Genomic DNA, 25,303 nt, shown 5'->3' with positions numbered 1-25,303 from the left:
ATTATTTTAAGGCATTGCTGATCGCAAGGGTGAGTGAGTTGGGGCCGTTAACATCAAAGTCACCCTGCCATAAGTAAGCCCCCAGATAGTTGTTGGCTTTGATATACTGTGCTTTTTGTGTCACCAGCGGCACCCCGTTATAATAAATGGCCAGCGGCGCTGGCGTTAAATCGAGCTTTTCTTTGTCAAAAGCAGTTGCAGAAAGGGCCAGAATGTCTTTATAGGGAATATAATTGAATGAAGTAAAATTGAGGTTATTGCCATTGGCGTCCACAGCGGTGTACCTGAGTCCCATTGCCGGGATACCGATTACAAGTTTGGAGAGTGGAATCTTGGCTTTCCAGATTTCTGCGCTGGCAACCATGTACTGATAGCCGGAAGGATTGCCCAATGGTCTGCCGACACCGGTATTGAGGCCGCTTTCAAAAGCGCGAACATTTACCCAGTCCACATTAACCAGATTAGCCGCGGTGTAATTGCTGTGCGTATAATTGACCGGAACAGTGAGTGTTATTATTTTTGCTGCCCCCAGTGCCCCGCGCAGCTCATTGATGAAAAGAATCGTCGCCGCCATGTTTGCCGTTGTGGTGGCCTCCACTGTATTGCCGACATCGGCCATCAGTACATCCACGCCATCCAGGCTTCTGTCGGTAAGGTATTTTTTAATATCCTGTACCATCGCGGCCCTTTGTACCGGATTTTTCAGTGCTGTGCCAAAAGTATTGCTGTCATAAACATTCCAGCCATTGGCGGACAGGGTGGCACTGATTCCCAGAAGTGCATAAACGCCATTGAGATGGGCCTTTGTGGCGATCTCCTGTGTTTTCCGCCCGGTCTCCCCTCTGGACAAATCCAGAATTCCGGCCGCATTGACTGTTCCGGCCTTGAAGGTAACATGGGTAACGTTGCTCCAGTTCATAGCGCTGATATCGCCATTCTCTCCAAGATAGGACATGGTTACCTTTGTAAATGTTTTGGGAGTAAAAGTTGCTCCCGCTCCTGCCAGAACAAATACGTCCTTATACCTGCTCACCGTGGTGCCGTTATAGCTCACCTCTACTTTTATTCTGTGATCACCAACAGCCGCGGCTGTAAAAATATACTTTTCTCCTGTTGCCACCTGCACATCGTCTACTTTCCAGACCACAGTGGTCTTACCTGTGGGCGAAAATTGTACCTGAGAGAAGTCAACTTTCTCTCCCACATCCAATACTTGAGTGGTATTGGGATTTGGAAAAATCGATGGAACATCTCCGCCAATAATCCTCGGGGAAAACACGTTGTCCTCTTCCTGAGAAGCCGCGTCATCCTTCTTACATCCAATAAAGAGCATCAGTGAAAATAAGATACAGGCAATTATTTTATATGTTTTCATTCTTGAATTTTTTATTATCACCACTAAAGTGGCATGGAGTGCTGATTGTAATTTGTTTTTACAGGGAATTATTATGATTCATTTACGACCTCGCTTATTCCTGATCCCACCAAACGCGTCTGGTCCAGTCGTCTGCGCCAAGGATCTGAATGGCTGCATTAATGTTATCCGTGTTCTGCTGTTTTTCTGTTAGCGGATACTCGAATCTTCGGGGAATGGTTTGCGACATTGATTCAGTGGTTACTGATGGGGTGAGCACCGGAAAACCGCTTCTGCGCCAGTTAGAATATGTTTCGTTTCCATTCAACAGTAAAGCAATCCACAATTGTGTATTGATCTGCTCCAATTCTCTCCCGGCAATCAGTGGATTGGCAGTTTTGAAATTGCTGATTTCTGCCGCGGTGATTACCGGACCACTTGGGTATAAGCTCAACTGCTGCATCGCAGCCTCTACCCCTTTATAATAATGGTCCTGCGCGCTGCCGCCTAAATTTAGACCGAAACGCTGGGTAGCGTCAGCAAGCAAAAGCTCAACTTCCCCATAGGTGATATGAAAAAAAGGCGCATCGTTTCTGAGCAGATTGTGATTAAGCTGAGGCTTCAGATCGATGCTTCTCGGCGTATAAGAAGTCCCGTTGGCCAATACGATTGCAGTAGTGCTCAATACATTATCTGAGTTGTATGCTCCCGGGACACCGCCTACCAGACCAATTTTCGCCCTTACCTGTGCTGTGATGTCCTCCCGTTCCAAAAATCTTGTTGGCGCAACGGGGTTGAATTCCCGGTAACATCTGATCAGCGCATTGACCCTTGGATCATTGGTGCTCGTTAAGGCGTTCAGGAATGTATTAACCACCCTGCCCATTTCATTTTTGACGTTCCAGGCCGTGGAAATTCCGTTAGGTCTTTGATCCTGGTAACTGCTGGGAATGTTTTCATGTCTGGTCATGCAGATATCCGCGTTACTTGTGAAAACACCTGCAGCATAGGCCGCCTGGACTTCAGTTTTTGCTTTTTCCGGATCCCTTTTGGCCAGGCGAAGCGCCAGGCGCAGGCGAAGTGAGTTTGCGAATTTCTTCCATGCAGGAATATTGCCCTTATAGAAGTATTCATTAGGTACCGGATCTTTTGAAGCATCAAGTTGAGTGGAAGCTTCCGTTAGTTCCTTAAGAAAATCATTATAGATGTCTTTCTGGGCATCGTATTTTGGTCTAATGACCCCTGCGACATATCCTTTTCCCGCTTCGAAATAAGGAATATCTCCGTACATATCGGTCAGGCGAGCAAAAGTATAGACCTTCATGATACGGCACATGGCGTTTAAGTTCGTCTTAGTCGGTACGCCCTTGGTACGTTCCACTGCATCCACAATATTCAGGATGTCATTTGGATAACTTTCATCAAACATCCTCCATAAGTAGCTTGGTGTTTTTTTGTACACTGCACCGAAGCTCATGTTGAATGCACCTGAAAATTGTTGCATCATGGGAATGAGCATAAAGTAATTTGTGCGTTCCTGTATTCCAAGATCTCCAGAAAAGTACACCTGGGCGTACATCAGCTGAGCTGCCGGATCAAGAGAAGTGGATCTGGTTTTATCTGTATTCATATCCCCAAACTTTTTGCATCCAAGCCCCCCCAGGGTGAGCATGAACAACAGGATATATGTAATATTTTTCATCATTATTATTTTGTTGGCGTGTAACACATTATTGATATCTTTCCTTAGAACTTCGCATTCAGGTTAAAGCCCCATCCTCTGCGGGTTGGCAGCGAACCATATTCCAGTCCCTGTCCATTGCTATTGTTGTAATTGGAGTCCGGATCCACGTTCGGCACATCTTTGTATATGATAAAAGGATTTCGGGCCACTAAGCCAAAGGAAGCACCCTTTATTCCCAGTTGTTTGCTGAAAGCTGCCGTAAGCGTGTAAGTAAGGGTAAGCTCTCTAAGTTTCACGTAAGTGGCCTTGTAGACGAATGGCGTTGCGATATTGGATCCATCTGTGGCGAAAGTCTGCCAGTAAAGCGTTGGATCCATCGCCCTTGTATTGGTGGTATATACCGGGTTTGTTGCAGTTCCGGTATTGATCACCCCCTGTGGAACAAATCCCCTTACCCGCCCCTCGGCTTGCCATTGGGCGGCGGTTTTTTTCTCGCCAATACGCTGTTCTTCCGAGGCGATCCATTCTGCCCTGCCTTCCAAGGTCGCCATGGCAGATCCTCTTGCATGCATGAAAAGATTGGTCATGGAAAACAGGTCTGCGCCATACTTTACGTCCACAGCAGCATTCAAAGAAAAATTGCGGTAAGAAACGCGGCTTGTAAAGCCTCCTGTCCAGTCAAAAACGCCTTTTCCCAAAACTTTCATCTGTGGATCAATTATCGGCAGCAAGCTGGCAGAATTCAGGACTACATTTCCGTTTGGATCCCTTAAAAAATCATAGCCCATCATCGTGCCGTACTGTTCTCCCGGCTTGGCCACTACTCGTAAACCTGCCCATCGGGCCTCGGATAAGGTTAAATATTGCCCAACACGATCAGACAGTGATTTGATTTTACTAATGTTTCTTGCGAAATTGATGCTCATGTCCCACTTGATCTGACTGTTGGCAGACAACGGGCTTCCCGAGAGCAACAGCTCAAGACCGCGATTCGAAATTACCCCGGCATTGATCAACTGTTGAGGAAAACCTGATGATAACGCTGCCGGAACAATATTGATCTGATCCCTTGAATCCGAAGTATAATATGAAGCGTCGAAGTTGATCCTGTTTTTAAAGAATTTCAGATTCGTGCCAAACTCATATGACCTGGTTCTTGTCGGTTTCAGGTCAAGTGGCGGTATTACTCTGGAAGAAACCTTACCATTCAAAGCGCCGTTGAAGGGTAGTTGGTTTAACGAGTAGTAAAGATCCAGCAAAAAAGGATCAGTATCATTTCCCACCTCAGCCACTGAAGCCCTTAACTTACCAAACGACAGGATATTGCTTTTGATTTTAAAGGCATCGGTAAATACAAAGCTGGATGATAAAGACGGATAAGTATAGGTATTGTTTTGCTCAGGCAAAGTGGAGGACTCATCACGTCTGATGGATGCATCCAGAAATAAATAATTTTTGAACCCTACCGTTGCCAAACCGTAAACTGAACGGATCTGTCGCGGAATATCATTCGGCACCACTACCTTGTCCAGATAACTCGTTGCGCTGATGGCATCCAGAACGATCATGTTGGAAAATGAGGAATTGGTACCTTTACGAATACGGTCATTGATACTCCCTCCTAGTCTTGCAGAAATATTGAAATCCTTGCTTACCTGTTTGGTATAACTGGCCAAAACTTCTACCTGATTGGTGGTATAGCGTTGATTAACCTGATCAAGCTGCCCTCCCAGAGCACCCGGGGTGGTTCTTGGCCGATAACTTTCGTAATCCAAAAATGTAATATCCGTAGCAGCCTTTGCATTGATGCTGAATGCTTTTGTAAACTGATAGGTCGCGTTTAGTGCACCGGTCAATCTGTCCTTGTTCGTTTTGTTGTACATTTCATTGATCACCCAGTACGGATTGATGCGGAACTGTCCACCGCCCCAATCCAGGTAATCCCCCTGGGCATTCTTATAATTTGTTTTGAATAATTCCTGATCAATATTGTTCGCCAGACCATTGAAGTTCATACCGATATTGGAAGGTGAGTCTCCTAATCCTGCCCTGTTGTTTACATCCTCATTTAAGTAAGTTGCCCTTACGTCCAGGGAGAACTTACTGCCAAACTTCGAACGTCCGGAAAATGTGTAAGTATTTCGTCGGATGTCACTGGTGGGTACGATATCCTTATACCTCAAATCTGCTGCTGAGAACCTGAAACTTGAATTTTCTGTGGAGCTTGAAAGGGCTATCGTATTGTTGAAGGATGATCCGGTACGGAAAAAATTCTGAATATTATCCTCCACCAGTGCATAGGGCCTGGTTACCCCGTCAAAACCAACATAGTTCACACCAGGGTCCAGTCTTGAGCCGAAGTTTAAAAACAGACTATTGAAAGCCTGTGCCTGATCGACAGGTATGAGCTGATTTCTGCCCTGCCCATATAGATACTGCACATCATCATATTTGGTCAGCTGGGTCTCAATAGTATTGGTGCTGTTGAAATCAATGCCCAGCTCTTTACTGTTTGTTCCTTTTTTGGTCGTGATCAATATCACCCCGTTACCTGCCAGACTTCCGTACAGCGCGGTTGCTGCAGGGCCTTTTAACACCGTAATGGTTTCGACGTCATCGGGATTGATGGCCGATATAGCATCACCCATGTCCACACCACCTCCGAACTGATCGGTACCAACCTGTCCATAGTTAGAATTGTCCATTGGAATACCATCAATTACATAAAGAGGCTGATTATTACCGGTAATACTGGTTGCTCCTCTGATGATGACCCGGGAAGAACCTGCCGGACCGCCGGCACCGCTATTGATGACCAGGCCTGCGACCTTTCCGGATAATGAGTTGATCACATTGGTTTCTTTCGCTTTGTTGATATCGTCCCCACTTACCTGGGTAACGGAATATCCGAGTTCCTTCTCCCCCCTTTTGATGTTGAGTGCAGTAACTACCACATCTTTCAGATTTTCCACGCTTTCCCTCAACACCACGTTATAGCTTTTGCGAGTGGGATTAGCGGTCATTGTCAAAAGACGGTAACCGGTCATACTGAACTGAATCGTATCCCCTGTGTTCACTCTGATGGAATATCCGCCTGAAACATTTGATACAACAGATTGCTTTGTTTTTTTGTTCAATACCGTAACTGACGGTAACTTGATGTTGTTCTGATCAGCAATAATCCCCGTCTGGCTAAAAGATGATACCTGGGCAAAAACATACCCTGGCAAAATCGATAGTAGCAACAGGAAAATAAAACCGTAAAAGACCTTGGTCGTTTTTAAGTTTTCTTCCATTTTAATAGATTGTTGGTTTAAGTTGGTTGATAGTTTTGTTTGTTGTCTTGCCCTATGGAAGTGTTGCTGTTAAAATCGAAAATTTATTTGGTTGGGATAAATTTATCGAATAAAACACCTCCGTTAACGTACACGAAAAACAGTCAAAAAAATTGAAGTAACTTGAATACTTCAACGATGCCCGCTCTAAAAATTATTCTGACTAATTTCGTTAACGTACACGAATATATTCAGATAATTTTAAAAAACAAATTATTTGTCAAATAAAATTTCAGAGAACGCTGTCATTCTAATTTTTATAATAGGAATAATTCTCTTTGGTAATGATATCTATAGGCATGTATTCAGTATCATTGCCGGGTAAGCTGCCCAATAAGAACTGGTAGATGGTCATTAAACCTTTATAGCCTTGCTCCTGCGGCTTCTGACAAATCAGAAAATCTATAACGCCATCTTTTAAGTAAGAGATGTTTTCTTCCAGAAAATCATACCCAATCAGTTTGATTCCCTTGATATGATGCTCTTTCAAAAAACGGGCAACTGAAGACACCCTCGAATTGGTTACGAAAACAAGATCAGGCCGATTAGTTAATAGAGATGATTTAAGTATTTTTTGTAGGGACTTGTAATCGGTTTTCTTGATATCAACTTTTTCGATGGCAATATCCGATTGTTCCTTATGGAGATAAGCTCTAAAACCCTCCTCTTTTTTTAGTAAATGGTGATGAAGATCGATTTCTCTGGATATATTGACGATCAAAACCCTTTGCTTTTTTCCTATCAGATATTTTGTAAGATGGGCAGCAAGGTAACCACTTTGAAAAAGATCAGGTCCGATATATGCAACCCTTGACTCATTCTCCAGATCAGAATTGATCAGCACAAAAGGTATTTTTTTTTCACGGCACCTGGCAAGGAAATCTATAGCTTCATTTTCAAACATCGGCGCAAGCAATACACCATCGTAGGCCTCGGTAAGCACTGCGTTAGCCTGTTCAACAAAAGTCCCTTTGGAGTTCTGATCAAAAAAGTAATGCACCACGGACACACCAAAATTCTTTATTTCTGCTGCCGCAGTATTAATCCCGTTCAACGGGGCATTCCAGTAGCCGGTTTCACTGGAAACTGCAGGTATCAGCGCGGCTATCCTGATCACCCTTTTGGAGGCTAGCATCCTGGCCATAATATTAGGCTGATAATCCAGTTCGGCTATTATCTCGAGGATCTTTTCCTTTGTTTTTTTTGATACTCCAACCCTGTTATTGATTACCCTATCAACTGTACCAATAGAAACATTAGCCCTTCGTGCGATTTCTTTTATCCCTGAGGTATTTTCATTTTTCATGCCAAACAAATGTATAGAATATTAAGAATAGTTAGACATCATCTAATAGATCAGGCATAATTTGTTACTGGAAATTAAATAATCTTCTCAAGTTAGTTTATGATTTCAGCACATAATATCATTTCTTTCACCCGCTCTACAAATTAATCTAGGAATTAGCGTTTGATATGCGTGACCCGTTTAAGTATGCAGCATTATTGTTTGGATTGCCTACTAATCAAAGTATATATCATACAGCAATCGTTTTTTTTTATTTGCTAAACGCCCAGATGCGTCCGACCGTTTATCCAGATCAATCTACTTCAATACTCCATGACCCATTGTTGATACAGATGATACGTCGAATAATAAGTAAGGCAATGTAAGTGATCTGTTTTAACGGTCAGAGCCTGGTTCTTGCATCCTAGTTTCAATGCCTTAGTGCATTGTTGTAAATCATCGGTTCAAGCAATTTACCAACCGCAGCGCTACCCTAGGATGCCGTCTGAATACTTCGCTACCGAAAAAGTGAACCCTTTCATAACAAAAATAACCTCTATAACAATTTGTCTTCAATTCATATTTCTTGCCGTGCTGTGGGAAGCGAAAGGCTCATATTTATTACTTCCAAACCGATTTTACAGAGAAAATTTCTAAATCTTTGACATCAATGTTAGTCCCCCAAAATTTCAATCCATCTTTATTGTTTATATCAAGCTTTCTCTCCATTGAATAAGAATAGGCACCGCCGTCAATAAAAACTTCAATTGAAGTTCTGTCAATATAAATATCTGCACTGATTTCCATGCTTGTCATATCCTCGGGAGAATAAAATGTGCCGTTAACGAGGTTAAAATTCATATCGTAATCCAAAATTTTCTGCCCATTTAAGCTGATACCTGCATTTGTGGCATGAGAAAGTTTGATTTTGGTTTTAATACGCAATGATCCTTCGTTACTGTATTTTTTTAAATTTTCATTCGCTGCCTCGGCTTTTAGGTCAGTCCATTTGTTTACGCTCGTAAAAAGCTGATCTGTTTCTTTTACAGGTTCACTAAATAAACGAACGCCATTTTTGGTCGATTTTAATTCAAGATTTGTGGGCATTAGCATCATACCATTAAAAGGCATGCCTTTATGGCTAATTCTGCTCCATCCAATTTGGATTCTCCTGCCATCTGCCTCTGGAATGTTTGTAAAAGTTTGCGCCGCATAGATGCTTCCAGTTACATAATAGTGCTTGCCAGATTCTGGAGTAAACTTTTTGCCATCGAAAGAACCCACCATGTAAGCATTAGAAGCGCCATACATTACCCACTTGGTTTTAGTTTTATCTCCATCAATTGGCAGCTCAAATAGATCCGGGCATTCCCAAAAACCAGTGGTATGACTTTGATAGTTCCAATCCTTTAAATTGGTCGAATTGTAAATGGAATGACCATCCCTTTCGTTCAAAACCATTACCCAGTGATTGCCTGGCTTGTACCAGAAAACCCTAGGATCTCTGGTATCCACACTATTCCACTTTGCTTTAGAATCGATCACAGGATTTTTGGTGTATTTAGTCCAGGTTCTGCCTTTATCCAAACTGTAAGCAATGCACTGTGTTTGTTTATCTGCAGTATTTGCAGTGTAAGCAGCCACCATAGCAGGCGTATTTCCTTTATTAAATCCTGCGGTATTATTGTAATCGATCACCGTTGAGCCGGAAAACATGGTTCCCAATTCATCTGGATATAACGCTGTTGGTAACTCTTGCCAGTGAACCATATCTTTACTTACCGCATGTCCCCATGACATATTTTCCCATTCCCTTTCATAAGGGTTATGCTGATAGAAAAGGTGGTATTCTCCCTCATAATAAATCATCCCATTGGGATCGTTGATCCAACCCCTTTTGGTGGTAAAATGAAACTGTGGCCGATTTTCTTCTTTATAAAGCATATCCTGTCCACTAATTTCATCTGCCTGATAAATTTTGCTCAAGCCAGCTCCATCTCCTTCGCAATTAATTTTAATGGTTTTGCCCTTCAAAGTAGAAACATCGCAAAAAACCCAATATTCCGGTTCTGCATTTGCTAAGCGAATCACAAAAGAACGCTCTTGTTTTCCATTAATTTCAAATACCATTTTCTTTCTGTCCTGCTTTTGAGAAATTGGCAGATTCAGGTATCGTTTATTCACTTTTATGGTAATATCCGCTGCATGTGCTACTAAGCTAAATCCTACCAAGATAATGGAAATCCATAGCGTTTTACGCTGAATTAAAGTGTTTATCATAATCATTTCATTTATTCATTTACCATTTTTTAAAAATTCGCACCTCAATGAGACTTCGAAGTGGTGGGCTCGCAAATTCTACCAACCAAAATTTTGTTTGTATAAACCCTTGCTAAAATTAATCTGGTTTAAGGGGATAGGCAAATATTCATCTCTGTTCTTTTTAAATAAAGCATCTCTTAAATGAGAAGCCCTGTTTTTCTCCACATTGAAATAGGCATTTAAATATTCCGCGGCAATGCCCCAACGTACCAGATCAAAAAATCTGTATCCTTCCATGGCAAACTCCATACGCCGCTCATAGCGAAGCGCTTCCCTGGCAAAGGAAGCCGTCCAGGTACAATTTACCCCAGGCTGATAAGTAGTAATCTTATAGTTTGAAGTAGGATTTCCGTTCGTTTGTTTAAGTAAAGAAAGGCTATTTCCAGCCCTGGCCCTAATGCTATTGATTAACGGAAGCGCTTCATTAAATCTTCCCAATTCAATCAAGGCCTCCGCCCTGAACAAAATCACATCAGCATAGCGAATAATATCCCAGTTTTTTGAGCTCGACATAAATGGTGGAAATTTTTTAAAAGCTGGATCATCTGGCAAAACCGTTTCCTTCAAACTCATAAAACGACCGTAAATTTGAGGTGCTCTTGTCCAGGAAACCTGAAAAATAAATGAAGGTTTGTATTTGTAGGGATGACCTGGTATTGCTACTGAATGATCTAATCTTGGATCGAAGGAATTAGTGGTAAAATCATTTCCTGCGGCTGTATTCACATCGTTAAAGGTGCTAAAAAGTGGCAAACCACTGGCATCCGTTTTATAAGCGTTAACTAAATTCTGACTAGGATTGTGAAAACCGCAGCAACCGTATTCTACATTCATCGGATAGTTTAATGAATGGCCATTATCCAATCTACCATCGGCTGTTCCATCATCTTTTGAATATTGAATAGCAAAAACCGATTCACTCCCATTTTGAAATGTAGACAAGAAGTTATTCGCAAAATCTCCGTTCAGACTATATTTGCCAGCGTTGGTAATTTCATCAGTAAGGGTAACCACTTCGTTTAATTTCGCAGCATTTATACTGGTTACATTGTTCTGATCATCCTGCACGTATGCCTGGTAAAGGAGCACTTTGGCCAGATATGATTTCGCAGAAAACTTACTTGCTCTCCCCTTGTCCGCCTGATTTACCGGCAGGTGATCTCCCGCAAAACGAAAATCAGCAACGATTTTATCCCAAACCTGTTCATCAGTCAAATCCCTGTTGGAAATTTTGTCGTAATCCGTTTTCGGAACAGTTTCATCCATGTAGGGAATTCGTTTGAATAAAATCTTCAGCAGGAAATAAAAATGTCCTCTCAAAAAACGTAACTCTCCCTGACGTATTTCTTTTGCGGGGAATTCTGCCGGCGAAAAACTATTTACCCTGTTCAGCGCATCGTTTACACGGCCAATGGCCAAATACAACCTAAACCAGGTTACATCTGTTGCACCAATATCCACACGGTTCAGGTTAAATGTTTCATAGGCATTGAAATCTCCAACATCGCCGGGGCCATCGCCTCCTTTGTATGCATCACCGCTGCGAACACTTCCATAAGCCCACATGGAGCTATATGGAGCGGTAAATGCGTCGTTACCTAAACCTGCGTAGGCTGCAATAACCATTTTCTCAGCATTTTGAGGCGTATTTAAATCTTCGGATGAAACCACGCCTTGTGGCTTTTCATCCAATACTTTTGAGCAACCCGATAAAAGAAATGTTGCAACTAGAATGTATATATACTTTTTCATTTGAATTAAAATTAGAATGAAACGTTAACGCCTAACGTGGTAATTACTGGAATTGGATAAGCGTTTCCCGGATTTTCCGGATCTGTAGCTGTGTAACTTTTGCTCTTGATCGTTAATAGATTACTTGCCTGAATAAAAACCCTCGCCCTTTGCACCTTAAGTTTTTTCAGTGCATTTTGAAGGTTATAACCCAACTGAATATTTCTTAGCTTCAGATAGGATCCATCCTCGATAAAATAAGTTGAAAATCTGCCCTCATTATTTCGATCAACCAGGGTTAGCGCTGGAATACCTGACCCTGAATTTTGTGGGGTAAAAGCATCTAAAGTGCGAACACCAAAGTTTGCACCTGGCGCAATGGAAGAGAAATCAGTTAAATATTTGTAGCCATTGTTCACATCTGCACCTTGCACGCCTTGCAGGAAGAATGACAAATCGAAATTTTTATATGTAATTGACGTATTCAAACCATAGATAAAATCAGGGGCACTGTTACCAATATAATCCCGATCTAAAGGATCAATAATACCATCGCCGTTTAAATCCTTATAACGAATTCTACCAACACCTTTTCCTGGCTGAGTGGCATGTGCGTTTACCTCTTGCGTATTTTTAAATACCCCATCAGCAACATAACCAAACAGGGAGTTAATCGGGCGGCCTAAAATCGTTTTGTCTGTTCCATTGCCTGGATAAGAGGTCAGAATTTCTGAGGGGAGTTCGGTTACCTCATTATTGTAAGCTGATGCATTACCAGTAATATTGATGTTCCAATCTTTGCCCACTTGTTTGTTCCATGAAAGGATGAACTCAAATCCTGTATTTTTCATCGAAGCACCGTTTGCAAACCGGGATCCACCTTCGCCAATTACAGCCAGATAAGCTGGACGGATCAGGATATCAGAGGTTTTTTTGATAAAGTAATCCATCGAACCGGTTAATTCTCCATTAAATAAGCCAAAATCCACTCCGAAATTATGCTGAGCCGTTGCTTCCCATTTCAAAGTATTATTTCCTTGTTGAATCAATGAAAAACCTGATGGCAGTTGCCCTGATCCTGAACCTACAATATCGTAAGCAGTACCTGCATCAAAATTTCCATTGATGCTGGTACCATAAACTGCAGAGTAAAGCGTATAAGTTGCATTGTTGGCAATTTCCTGGTTTCCGTTTTTACCCCATCCATAACGCAATTTCAAATCAGAGAAAAACGGAAGAGATTTTTTGATAAAATCCTCTTCACTCAAACGCCATCCCAATGAAAATGCTGGAAAATATCCAAATTGATTTTCCTTACCAAATCTGGATGAACCATCTCGGCGTATGGTTGCCGATAATAAATATCGATCATTATAGGTGTAATTTGCCTTAGCGAAATAAGATAATAAAGCGCTACTGGTTCCGTTACCGCCATTGTCTTTATTGGTTGAGCCCGCATCAAGATAGGCATAGTCCGTATTTTCGAGCGCCAAGCCTTGTCTGCTGGCACCAAATCCCTGATAAATGGTATTGATTTGCTCCTGACCAACCAAAAAATCTGCCTGGTGTTTACCCTCTTTGATCGCGTAGGTTAAGGTATTTTGCCAAATGCGGTTTCCATCATAATTGCTATTGGTGTTTACAGCATTCGAAGGATCGGATAAAAATCCGGACACATAAGATTTACGAAGTGTTCTTGCGTAATTTCCATTGTAATCAATAGCATAACTCGTTCTGAAATTTAGTTTTGGAATAATTTCGAAATCTGCATACACATTTCCAAATACCCGCCAAAAGTTATTGTAATTCTGCTTATTATCCTGAATCAGTCTTACCGGATTCTGCCGGTCTGCCATACCAGCTGCCGGTCCACCCCAACCACCATTTAGGGTGTTTACAGGAACAATAGAGAAAACGATTTGCGATAAACCCGTAACATCGCCGGTCGGAATCAGTACATCTTTCATATACGTTCCCGAAAAATTCTCGCCGATTCTCAATTTTCCATTCAGAAAACTGTAGTCAGAATTCAATCGGCCAGTAAGCTTTTTATCTCTTGTTTCTTTGATAATACCTTTATTGTCGTAGTAACTTACCGAAAAAAGGCTGTTTCCTTTTTCGTTACCATTTGCCATAGATATATTATAAGATTGAAGCAAAGAGGTCTGTGAAATTTCATCATACCAATTGGTATTTGCCGAGCGCATTGTTTTTGCAGCATCAATAAATTCAGGTATAACTACCCTGCCTAATACAGGATTATCGAAATCGCCATTCCATTCATATTGATAAATTTGATTGGCATTTGGATTGGCCCGATCATTGACCGCTGCTTGCCAATAGGCTTTTCCACGCTCTTCGGCATTTAAAGTTTTGATTTTTGAATTATAGTATTGAAGTGAAAGCGAGGCATCGAAATCAATTCTGCTATATCCGGCTTTGGCCCTTTTTGTTGTTACGATAATTACCCCATTCGCCGCTCTTGATCCATAAATGGTTGCTGAAGATGCATCTTTCAATACCTGAATAGATTCGATATCATTTTGATTGAGTTCCTGCAAGCCTCTTTTGGTCGGGATTCCATCTATAATGTACAATGGATCATTGTTTCCAAGTGTTCCCACTCCACGAATTCTTACACTTGCTCCTCCATTTGGCGCTCCATCGGCACTGATAAATACGCCAGGAACGCGGCCTTGTAAGGCTTTGATCGGATTCCCCAGAGGGATATCCCTAATCTCTTTCACGTTTACAACGGATACAGCACCTGTTAAATCTTTCTTACGCTCTTTTTGGTAACCGGTTACCACCACTTCATTTAGTGCATTGTTTTCTAACGGCAATTCCATATTAATAGTAGTTGCCGCCCCTACCTTAAACGTTTTAGCAGCAGCACCCACATAGCTGAATTTTAATGTCTGTCCGGGTTCAGCCTGTATAGAAAATTGCCCCTTTTCATCAGTCATGGTGTTCACTTGTGTTTCTACCACGCCAATGGATACCCCTTCAAGGGGTTTTGCCTGTTGATCAGTTACCCGTCCGGTAACCTTTCGCATTTGCGCATTTGTACTTAACACTACCGCCAGCAGTGTTAAGCATAAAAGAATGATTCTTTTCATGGTTCATATTTGGTTTAAATTGGTTAGTTTAATAAGCGTTAAGTCCTTCAGGAAATCAGGTATTTTTCTTCCTGCTCGGTCTTAAAGTTTTGGTAATCCTGGAATGAATAATCGGCGCATGCACCCTTTTTGGTAGCAACAAAACCACCCATCGCAATTGCTTCCCGCAGCATTTGTTTGGCTGGTGCCTGAATCATATGATTTGCCAGAAAACCGGCAAGAAACGCATCGCCGCTACCAATGGTATCCTCCACGGTTACTTCAGATCCGAAATGATGGAATGCTTCATTTTCTTTATAATATGAGCCGCCAAACTCGCCCTTGGTCACTAGAATTTCCGGCACAGCGAATTTATCCTGAATGAATTTTACTTTATCAGACTCCTGACCAAAAGTGCCGTTAAAAATTGTTTGGATTTTATCAAGCTCATTGTCGTTCAGTTTAATAATATCTGCATGGGTCATTAACTTTTCCAAAATGGAATGTTTTACAAAGGGATAACGCAGATTTACATCCATTACTTTTATTGAAGGAGTATCCATTAACCCCAGAAGTGTTTGCAATGACACTTCATTTCTAGATGCCAATGAGCCGTAAATGAGATATTGATTGTGCCAGGTTTGCGCCAGGGCATTTTCTTCTGCCTTAATAAAATCCCAGGCTACCGGGAATAATATCTCATAAATAACTTCAGTTTTATTGTTTGTTTTTGCGACCACCTGGCTCGTGTTTTGCTCCGTGTTGATTTGAACCAAACTACGATCGATCCCCCAGCAATCCAGCAGATTTAACAACTTTTCTCCTTTGTTATCTTTTCCCACGCTACTTATGATACCGGTTTTGATACCCAATTTAGATAAATGATAAGCCACATTCATCGGCGCACCTCCTGGTTGGGGACCATCAGGAAGCACATCCCAGAGAATCTCGCCAAAACAGATCATTGGTGTGTTTGTGCTGTTGTTTTGCATCGTTTTGTTATTAGTGAAGTATAATGTTAGATTCGATTTGTTCCAAAGATTTGCCTTTAGTTTCAGGCATGATTCGCCAGACAAAAATCAGTTGCAGAATCATCATGACTGCGAAGAAAGTAAAGGTTATAGCACCTCCAAGCGTTTCAGTGAGGTATGGAAAGTAAAAAGCAATAATTGCTGCCATTACCCAATGCGTCGAACTCCCCAAGGTTTGTCCTTTAGCCCGCACCTGGTTTGGAAAAATTTCTGAAATGAATACCCAAATAACTGCTCCTTGAGAGAAAGCAAAAAAAGCAATGAAGAGCATTACATAAATAGGTATTGCAAGGCCACTCTGAATGTTGAGGTAAAAAGTTCCGGCTATGAGGAATAAGGAAATAATCAATCCAATTGAGCCAACAAGCATGAGTACTTTCCGGCCAATCTTATCAATAAAGTTTATTGCGACCAGCGTAAAAATAAAATTGACAAGCCCGATACCGACAGTTGAAAGCAATGAGGAATGCTGCCCCAATCCTGCCATTTCGAAAATACGCGGTGCATAATAAATAATTGCATTGATGCCAGAAACCTGATTAAAGAATGCAAACAATACCGCTAACATTATCGGTGTATTGTACTTGCCCGAGAAAAGTTTACTGCTCTGGGTATTTTGTTCCAGCTTGTTTTGATCTGATTTTTGAATGTTGATTAATTCTTGTTCGCAGTTCAATGGATTAATGATTTTCAAAATCGCCAATGCTTTAACCGTTTCGTTCTTTTTCAAAATAAGCCATCTTGGACTCTCTGGAATGAAGCGAATCAGAATCAGAAAAACCAATGAGGGTACCGCTTGAACGCCCAGCATCCATCGCCAGGAATGTTCTCCCGATTGGCTTAGCAGATAATTGGATAAGTATGAGATTAAAATCCCAAGAACAACATTGAATTGAAAAAGCCCAACCAATTGTCCTCTTTTTTCTGCTGGCGACACTTCTGAAATGTAGATTGGAGCCGTAACGGAAGAAGTGCCCACGCCTAAGCCACCCAGGAAACGGAAAGCGAGAAACAGATACCAGTTATCGGCCAATGCTGTTCCTAAAGAAGAAAGCAAATAGGCCACAGCAACAAATATTAGGGTATATTTCCTTCCAAAACTATCTGAAGGTTTTGAGCCCAACAGAGATCCAATAACGGTACCGATCAGGGCAATCGAAATGGTTAACCCGTGTTGAAAAACTGAAAGCGACCAGAATTCCTGTATGGATTTTTCAGCGCCTGAAATGACTGCTGTATCGAAGCCAAAAAGAAAGCCCCCAAGTGCAACGACCATGGACCATGCCATGACAGAATTTTTTTTCATATGATTCGGTTAGAGTAATTAGTATGGTTCCAAAGTAGTCAGGAATTCTAAACTCCAGCATTGATTTTATATCAAAAACTTCAATTGTTGCACATATATTAAAATGTTGACGATCAGAACTTTAAAAATAAGCTGATATAAAAAGTTAGGTCAGGTTACTTGAACCTTATGGTATGATTACAGAGATGGTTTTTTTGTAGTTACTGGTGATAAAAACAGAGACATCGTATCTTGGTCAATTTAAGATTTACAGCGTAAATGGAGTAGGAAGACAGGGATTAGTTCTCTATCTGTCCTCTCACAACACCCTTGCCTTTAGATACCACTTCCCACTGCTAAGCAGGTCGGGGACTCTAACCCTATAGTCGATTTTCATGCTGGGCGGACGCAAAAAAAAAGTCTGAGAATTAGGATCTCAGACTTGTGTGTAACAATGCTTAAAGGTGAATGTTAAGGGATATAATCTAATTTGAAGAATGAAAAGGAGGCCTTTTGTTTCTGCGTTCCGTTGAAATTGAGCCCTACTCTCGGACTTCGGTCCCACTGTGGCAAAAATGAAACATCGATAGGATTATAAGCTTCCAATTTTTTCCAATTCTGTGCACCGATTTTGTAATAAGCCTGAATACTTAAATCAGCCGAAGTTTTCATTTTCAGCCTTACAGGCCCCTTTTCTCTAAGGTTAGTTGATCGCGCAATATTTAGTTTTTTATCTTTCACTTTCCAGAATACGACCTTATTGTCTGCAACACCCAGACCGACAGCGGCACCTGCATCTCCGTAATAAACAAGTCCTTTCAACGCGGTGTTGATATTCACTACTTCTGTAGATACCTCGAAATGAGCTGATACAGGACGAACCGTCAGTGCGATCCCACTTAGATTGCCAGCACTAATTCTACCGGATAGATGGATATTCCCATCAAGTTGAGAAATGGTAGGGGATGAATTTCTAAAATCCCATTGCCAGAACTTTTCGGTTAAAGGTCGGTTAAAGGTTAAATTTATATTTGGATTTTCCGCACTGCCGGATTGTGCATTCAAAACCGGCCATGAATTTTTTCCGGGCCAGATCAATTCAGCAATCATTCCCTGCCTCCCTCCAAAAATATTCTCTTTCTTATTATAAGCGTGATATAAATAAATGAATTTACTGTTGATCGATTCTGCAAAAGTGCCATGCCCCATGCATCTCCAGAATTCGTTTTCAGCTAATAAAGGATTGCCACCAAAGTCTTCATACGGCCCGCGGTAAGATTTCGATCTTGCCACCCTTGTGTTGTAACTACAATCTTTGCCACAGCAATTTCCTGCTAATAGAAAAGGTAATAATAATCGTCTTTTTTTAAAAAACTCTGACCTTCCAGACCAATTCCTTTATCATCCTTAAACAAAGAGAATACTTCACCCTCTGTTCGCAAGCCATCCTGGGAAAGTTTAAAACTAAGTAATTCTATTGGCCTGTTATCCAACCCATAAGCCTTAAAACTGATGTACCGTATTCCATCCTCATTTACAATAAATGCATCAATCGCCTCTTTCCCGAATTCTATTATAATCCCCTTATCTACAAAGCCATGATCTGCATATTTTGAAGTCGCCACTCCAATGCAGGAAACATTATTCTTCTTTTTTCTGGCGGTGTAATAAATAAAATAAGTGTCATCGTGATAATCGTATTCAGGAGCCCAAAACGAACCACTTGTCCAGGATGGTGCCCGATCGAAAACATATCCGGTTAGTTTCCATTTTGATAGATCATCTGAGGTATAAATTGGAAAATGGGGAGCCCATTCCGAGGACGTCCCCACTGCGTAGAATTTCTCACCTACTTTGATTACGGAAGGATCAGCAAAATCTCCTGAAATGACCGCGTGCATGGCCTTTTGCCCAAACAGCGAGAATGACAGGCTGAATAAAAATATTGTGTAGAGTAATTTATTCATTTTATTAATTTGATCTGAAAAACATGTTATGAACTAAATTAATCAAACTTATTTGACGGACTTTTTGAATTCGCTGGGTGTAAAACCATATTTTGTTTTAAAAACGGTTGAAAAATAATTTGGAGAGGAAATACCTACCATATAAGTCACTTCAGCAATCGAATATTCATGGTGTGAAAGATAGTATTTTGCTTTTTTCAACCTCCGGTTTAGAATATATTCGGTAATCGTGGTGTCCAGTAAAGCTTTTACTTTCCTGTAAAGTTGAATGCGGGATACCCCGATTTCCTGACAAAGGTGCTCCACATTAAAATTTTCATTGCTCAGATTATGCTCCACGATGCCTGCCAAATCATTTAGAAACTTTTTATCAAGTCCATTGGCCACATTTTTACGGTTAACCGGCACACTGATATCGCTGGTATAATGCTCCCTTAGGATATCGCGATTTCTGATCAGGTTCTCGACATTGGCCTTAAGATAAGCAAAATTAAAGGGTTTGGTAATATAAAGATCGGCCATGCTTTGAATACCGTCAATCTGTTGTTCAATGCTCCCTTTTGCCGTGAGCAAAATGATTGGAATGTGTGAGGTACGCATATCTGTTTTGAAACGGTTTGCAAGTGCCGTTCCAGTCATCTCCGGTATAATAATATCAGAGATAATAAGATCCGGAATCTTTTCATAAGCTGCATTTATGGCACTGGTACCATTGCTTGCAGTGTAAACTTCATAAGTTGATTCAAATTTATCAGTTAAATAGCTGAGTAGATCTTTGTTATCCTCGATAATAAGGATGGAATGTTCTTTCAATGGGTTGAAAACGTGTTCGGGTTCATTTATGACTTTTTGATCAAGGTCACTGGAATAGATCTTGACCTGATCATAAAGCCTTGTTTGCTGAACAAATTTTTGTTGCATCTCCCCTTCTGGATAACAGTCTCTTCCAAGCGGAAGCTGAATCAAAAAACGGGTACCTTTCCACTTTTCGCTTTCGACATCGATACTACCGTGATGGAGTTGAATTAGTTCCTTTGAAAGCGAAAGCCCCAGTCCCGAACCTCTCGCACAAACCTCATCAGCTTGATAAAATGGGTCAAAAATATGATTCTTTACAGCCTCTGTCATGCCTGTTCCTGTATCCTCCACAGTGATATTTAAATCGTTCTCGTCTTTGTAAAGCTGGATAGAGATCCTTCCATTGTCTGGTGTAAATTTTAGGGCATTGGATAAAAGATTAAAAAAAACCTTATCCAGAATATTTGGATCGAACCATAAAATCAGTTGCGGCTCTTTGCTGTATAGCTGTAAACTAATATTTCTTTTTTCCGATAGGTGTTTGAAGTGCGAAATAACTTCTTTCAGAAAATCGGTAATGTTAGCAGGGGTCACATTCAATTTAAACTTATTATGTTCAATCTTTCGGTAGTCTATTAATTCATTGACCAGTTTCAACAATCTGAAAACATTTTTATTAATCATATTCAGCTGCTTTCCAATGGTTCCCCTAAGTTTCTCATCCGCCAGCAAATCTTCCAGTGGAGAAATAATTAAGGTTAAAGGTGTTCTAAACTCATGAGAAATGTTTGTGAAAAATTTAAGTTTCGCCTCTGTTGCTTTTTCCGCTTTTTCTGACATTTCCAACAATTGATTTTTTTGATCGAGGATTTCCGAATTTTTTAGCTCAAGGCTTTTGTTGATCTTTCTGTTCTCGAGTAAAGCATGAAACGCAAGCCCTCCAAATACAACAACCAATACAAGCGTTATTACAATGATATTGAGCACCAGACGCTGATTGTTATAAATCTCCAACTGATCCTCAAGCAAACTTTTCTGAACTTCTATATCCTTTCGCTGACTGTTGATACGTTCCCACTGCATCTTCATTAATTCGACATTGGCACTGTCAATCACTAAACTTGGCAATATATTCTCCTTCGAAAAATTATCATGATTCAGTATCGCAAAAGCTGCTTTAATGGCTTCCTTACCACCGGTGGGATATAATAAACTCGCTGTAAGTTTACGTCCTGCAACCAGTTCAAGCCCTGCATCCTCACCTGGGAGTGCATCTACTCCAATTATCTTAATATGACCGCCGCTATGAAGTCTATTGATTACGTCACTTGCCGCTTTTGCCATGACATCATTGTGAGCGAATACTGCATCTGCTGTTTTAATTTTAGCAGTGTATTTGTTCAACTGTTCAACCGCTTCTGCTCTGACCCAGTTGCCATAAACCTGGAGGTCAAGTTTTATCTGTGGATAATTCTGAATAGCATCGGCGAATCCTCTTGAACGCTCAATGGTGGGTGATGAGCCTGGTAAACCCATTACTTCAATAATATTGCCTTTCTTTTTCAGCACAACATTCGCCATGTACTCGCCTGCTAACCTCCCTACTTCGTAATTATTAGCACCAACATAAGCGGTGTACTGCTGAGAAGATGTTTTTCGGTCTATCACAATGACTGGTATCCCCAATTGATGGGCCTCGTTTACCACTTTCGTTAATGGATGAGCTTCATTTGGGGAAATAATCAATAAATCAAGGCCAAAGCGAAGCATTTCTCTGACCTGACTAATTTGTCGTTTGCTGTCTCCATCAGCATCTTTGTAAATAAATTTAGTGGATGAATGGAGCGAAAGCTCCATTTTCATTTCATCAAGCATCGTTCTTCGCCAATGATCAGAAGCCACACACTGGGAAAATCCAATTTTGTAGGGTTTGTTTTCATCCTTGTGTTTACAGGCCGAGAACAATAAAATAGACAACGACGATATTATGGCTGTATTGAAAAACAATCTCAGACGGCAATTAGTAGCTTGATTCATGGCATTGCGAAATACTTGGTCAGATGGTTTATGATCAGAGTTAAATATAAACCTAATTTATAATATCTAAAATAGTAGATACAACAATCCTCGGTATGCCGTTTGCAAGATTGCTGAAATACGATGCCAGAGCATAGATTCAATGAAACAAAATCAAACATTTACAATCAGAATTCAAATAATTGACTGTATATTAGTAGCTTACTTAATCATCGTAAATGATACCGAATTTTTCATTTATTTACTTAGTTAACCATTTTTGACGGTACAACAATATTTCCGAAGCTATTTGAGTTTGAGACCAAGCGGAAAGACCATAAGCTTAAAAAGTATCTTAGATGATTGCTTTGAGGGTAGATTTAAAAGTTTGATAACCAGTACCGGGTAATGAATTTACTAATGAAAGAAAACAAATAAGCATGAAAAAAATAAACTATTTGGCGGCTATCGCTTTGATAGCAGTCGTTATAGGTTGCACCGGCAATCCAGATCAGCCAGATAAAACCGCTATTAAGGATGCAGGCAAAACCAACCAAAAAAATATACCCTCGGACACGCTAAAGAAACGATTAATAAGAGCAGGAGAACTTGAAGTATCAGGCAAGAATATGGCAGAACTACATTCTTACTTTGATACCGCGAATTTCAGGTTTCATGGACCTGATAAGCGTGAGAGTAATTATGCACAACTAAACAGCTATTTTAGATCCTATCGTGCCGCTTTTGACGATCTGTCAATAAAGCGAGGACTGATGATCAGTGAAGGGAATTATATCGCCTGTCAGACATGGATTGAGGGAACTTTTGCCAGGCCGTTCACGCTTGCTCCTTACGGTAAAATCCCACCAAATAAACATCGTGTCATTCGCGAGCTCATGAATATTTTTCGTTTTGACGACCAGGGGAGACTGGTTGAAGAATGGGTCCAATTAGACAACAGAAGTTATCTTCGTCAGCTTGGAGTTGAAGCTAAATAACAATGGTGAGTCTAATAGCCAAATGCCGACATATAGTGACATAAGTGCCTTTGTAATCTCATCGGATGCCAGGTGAAACAGTGTGCTGAAACGAGTTTAGTTACGGGGCAACTTTAATCCTGAAAATTTCTTAATTTTAGAAATAATCGTATTATTCCACATTATCAACAGACAAATAGCTACATTTTCCCGTGCTTTGGTGTAATATGGAATAAAGAATCCAACTGGAAGAACATCGGTTTCTGGGATATCCAGAAGTTAAACGTTTAAAATATACAGCCCTTTCGGTTATAAAACAATCAGCAGACTGAAATAACGGTCAATAAACCTGGAAGAAACTTTATTTCGAAATCAGTGATCTGAATCTGGTAGTAGATGTAAAGTCAACGAAAGGAATAAATTTTAAGAGAAGCTAAATAAGTTCCCTTCAACAACTGATCAAACAAATAGATATCAATATTCCCGTATGCGCGCAACGTTTCCTCCTGTGAATCTTTCATATCAGGATAAGATAAAAATTCATCATCCCAGGCAAAAAATAATACTATTTTTTCTTATAGCTGGTTCAAATCCTGAAAGTGGTGTCTAAAAAGGTGCTCCCTTTTTACAGGGAACACCCAACTAAACTAACCGTATCTTAAATCGCTCAATATCAGCGACGACCGTTAATAACCAGGATTCTGTTTCAACTTTGGATTTGCACCCAAAATATCTCTACCGATAGGAAAAATTTCTGTATGCTTATCCCCATCAGGCTTTTTATCCCACCAGGTACCGGTGTTAAATACTCCCCAACGAATCAAATCTGTTCTTCTGCGATTCTCTCCTATAAACTCTCTTCCCCATTCATCCAGCATTTCCTGATCCGTCAACTGAGCCCCACCCGCGGTGTATAAGCTTGGTGAGCCAGCTGGATAGTTTCGTTGCCTCACCTGATTTAAAAACCCTGCAGCAGCATTCTTATCTCCGGCACGGTATCTACACTCTGCGAGTGTATAATAGATTTCAGACAGACGTATCTCTGCATAGGCTGAGGTGATCCGGTTGGGATCTGGCGTTGGATATACCGGGTATTTAATCAGGAAAACCCCTGAATTATGATCTGCATGATTCATATTTGATTCCTTATCTGCTATCCTGGTGCCAGGTTTCGCCGCAAGAAAGAAGCCTACCTGATCACGGATAAAAAGCGCATATGGTCCTTTGTTTCCACGTACCGTATCAGGACGGGAGACGCCATTCGCTGTGGCCGTATAAGGTAGATAACCATACAGGAACATCCCCTCTCTTTTACTGTTTCCCAGATTTTTATATTTTTTCAGTCTCAAATCATCAGCATACTTTTGAAATTTCACAAAAGGTTTCCCTAATGCATGGGCATATTCAACACTGTCGACATCCCGACCGGGTTGCAGTGCAAATCTCGGATTGGATCTTCCGAAATCGGTAAAGCCGCAGTAGAGCGGAGCAGCATCATATGTCATCCCCCAAAAGAACATGCCACTATCATATTGCCAGTGAGTACGCGCCAGGGTACCAGGAAAGCCATAAATAACTTCTGAGTTTAGCGAACTGTTGGTATAATCGAATGGCGCATCCCATCTGCTATCCAATGCATAGGTTCCATATTTGCCACTGATGATGTCCCTGCAAACAGCCTCGCATTCGGTAAACTTTTCAGTACCCGTATACACCTTCGCATTGAGATACAATCTGGCCAACAATGTAGCTGCAGCAGCCTTCGTCCATCTCCCGATTCCGTTTGCGCCAAGCTGCTCCCTGATCGGAAGATCCGGAATAGCGGCTTTTAATTCAGATTCTATGTAGTTGAACGTTTCCTGAGGAGTAGACTGTACCCCACCCTGTGTTGTATTTTTCACATCGGTCACAATTTCAATGTTCCGGTAAAAATCAAATGCCCGCAGGTAAAACCACGCTCTCAGGGTTCTAAGTTCAGCTTTGAAATCGCTTAATTCTGCAGGTGTAACATTTAGTCTTGCGGGATCCACTATACCTTCCATATCCTGTAACGAATTGGTGGAAAGTACGATTCCCTGATAAAAGTTTCTCCAGGCACCATTGGTAAATCCGTCCTGCGGTGTCCAGGTATGATAATGCATTCGTTGATAATATCCACCGTCCTGCCAATCTCCCTGACGGTTGTATGTCCCGATCTCATCGGTTGAGTTTTCACCAACAGCATATACATCATTTCCCTGTATACTCCAGTAAGCGTGCTCGAAAGGGCGCAAAAAATCCCTGATCACGTCATCCCTTCTGGTTAAAAAGTTCTCAGCATCCACCCTATCGTAAACTTCCTCATCCAGTTTGGTACAACCCGCTACTGCCAGCAGCAGAATCATACTCGCCAATATTTTATAATTTTTCATTTTTCTTCT

The 25,303-nt window shown here is 41.0% G+C and carries 14 protein-coding genes; 1 reads left to right on the top strand and 13 read right to left on the bottom strand.

The genetic code is table 11. The features are described from left to right. Position 1 precedes the first annotated feature (1 nt). From EA772_RS13750 to EA772_RS13695, 12 genes are all read right to left on the bottom strand, one after another. Positions 2-1,375 carry a glycoside hydrolase family 18 protein gene (locus EA772_RS13750; protein WP_124913710.1) on the bottom strand — a complete coding sequence of 458 codons (1,374 nt, stop codon included), beginning with the start codon at positions 1,373-1,375 and terminating at the stop codon, positions 2-4. Positions 1,376-1,469: 94 nt separating this feature from the next. After that, positions 1,470-2,984: a SusD/RagB family nutrient-binding outer membrane lipoprotein gene (locus EA772_RS13745; protein ID WP_168187550.1), complete on the bottom strand. Its 1,515-nt coding sequence runs from the start codon at positions 2,982-2,984 to the stop codon at positions 1,470-1,472. A 116-nt stretch (positions 2,985-3,100) separates the two neighbouring features. Beyond that, the gene (locus tag EA772_RS13740; RefSeq protein ID WP_124913708.1) at positions 3,101-6,334 is read right to left on the bottom strand and encodes a SusC/RagA family TonB-linked outer membrane protein; all 3,234 of its coding nucleotides are present in this window, start codon (positions 6,332-6,334) and stop codon (positions 3,101-3,103) included. Positions 6,335-6,623: 289 nt separating this feature from the next. Further along, positions 6,624-7,679, bottom strand: coding sequence for a substrate-binding domain-containing protein (locus EA772_RS13735; RefSeq protein ID WP_124913707.1), 1,056 nt, complete (start codon positions 7,677-7,679; stop codon positions 6,624-6,626). Positions 7,680-8,279: 600 nt separating this feature from the next. Further along, positions 8,280-9,938, bottom strand: a complete 1,659-nt coding sequence (locus tag EA772_RS13730) for a DUF4980 domain-containing protein (protein ID WP_168187549.1) — start codon at positions 9,936-9,938, stop codon at positions 8,280-8,282. A gap of 78 nt (positions 9,939-10,016) precedes the next feature. Then, positions 10,017-11,732: a RagB/SusD family nutrient uptake outer membrane protein gene (locus tag EA772_RS13725; RefSeq protein WP_124913705.1), complete on the bottom strand. Its 1,716-nt coding sequence runs from the start codon at positions 11,730-11,732 to the stop codon at positions 10,017-10,019. Positions 11,733-11,743: 11 nt separating this feature from the next. Beyond that, positions 11,744-14,830, bottom strand: coding sequence for a TonB-dependent receptor (locus EA772_RS13720; protein ID WP_124913704.1), 3,087 nt, complete (start codon positions 14,828-14,830; stop codon positions 11,744-11,746). Positions 14,831-14,877: 47 nt separating this feature from the next. Next, on the bottom strand, positions 14,878-15,801 hold the full coding sequence (locus tag EA772_RS13715; RefSeq protein WP_124913703.1) for a PfkB family carbohydrate kinase: 924 nt from the start codon (positions 15,799-15,801) through the stop codon (positions 14,878-14,880). A gap of 10 nt (positions 15,802-15,811) precedes the next feature. Then, positions 15,812-17,146, bottom strand: a complete 1,335-nt coding sequence (locus tag EA772_RS13710) for a sugar porter family MFS transporter (RefSeq protein ID WP_124913702.1) — start codon at positions 17,144-17,146, stop codon at positions 15,812-15,814. Positions 17,147-17,596: 450 nt separating this feature from the next. After that, positions 17,597-18,418 carry a hypothetical protein gene (locus EA772_RS13705; RefSeq protein WP_124913701.1) on the bottom strand — a complete coding sequence of 274 codons (822 nt, stop codon included), beginning with the start codon at positions 18,416-18,418 and terminating at the stop codon, positions 17,597-17,599. Positions 18,419-18,459: 41 nt separating this feature from the next. After that, positions 18,460-19,092 carry a glycoside hydrolase family 43 protein gene (locus tag EA772_RS13700; RefSeq protein ID WP_124913700.1) on the bottom strand — a complete coding sequence of 211 codons (633 nt, stop codon included), beginning with the start codon at positions 19,090-19,092 and terminating at the stop codon, positions 18,460-18,462. 48 nt (positions 19,093-19,140) lie between these two features. Next, on the bottom strand, positions 19,141-21,867 hold the full coding sequence (locus EA772_RS13695) for a substrate-binding domain-containing protein (RefSeq protein ID WP_246833930.1): 2,727 nt from the start codon (positions 21,865-21,867) through the stop codon (positions 19,141-19,143). A 479-nt stretch (positions 21,868-22,346) separates the two neighbouring features. On the opposite strand from EA772_RS13695, the gene EA772_RS13690 reads away from it, so the two are divergent. After that, entirely contained in the window at positions 22,347-22,904 is a 558-nt protein-coding gene (locus EA772_RS13690; protein ID WP_124913698.1) for an ester cyclase, read from the top strand. 665 nt (positions 22,905-23,569) lie between these two features. Here the strand turns inward: EA772_RS13690 and EA772_RS13685 are convergent. Continuing rightward, positions 23,570-25,294 carry a RagB/SusD family nutrient uptake outer membrane protein gene (locus tag EA772_RS13685; RefSeq protein ID WP_246833929.1) on the bottom strand — a complete coding sequence of 575 codons (1,725 nt, stop codon included), beginning with the start codon at positions 25,292-25,294 and terminating at the stop codon, positions 23,570-23,572. Positions 25,295-25,303 lie beyond the last annotated feature (9 nt).

Source organism: Pedobacter sp. G11, assembly GCF_003860265.1.
In the GTDB taxonomy this organism is placed as follows: Bacteria; Bacteroidota; Bacteroidia; order Sphingobacteriales; family Sphingobacteriaceae; genus Pedobacter; species Pedobacter agri.
The sequence above is the reverse complement of the archived record's forward strand: the minus strand, read 5'-3'. Positions and strand labels throughout refer to the sequence as shown.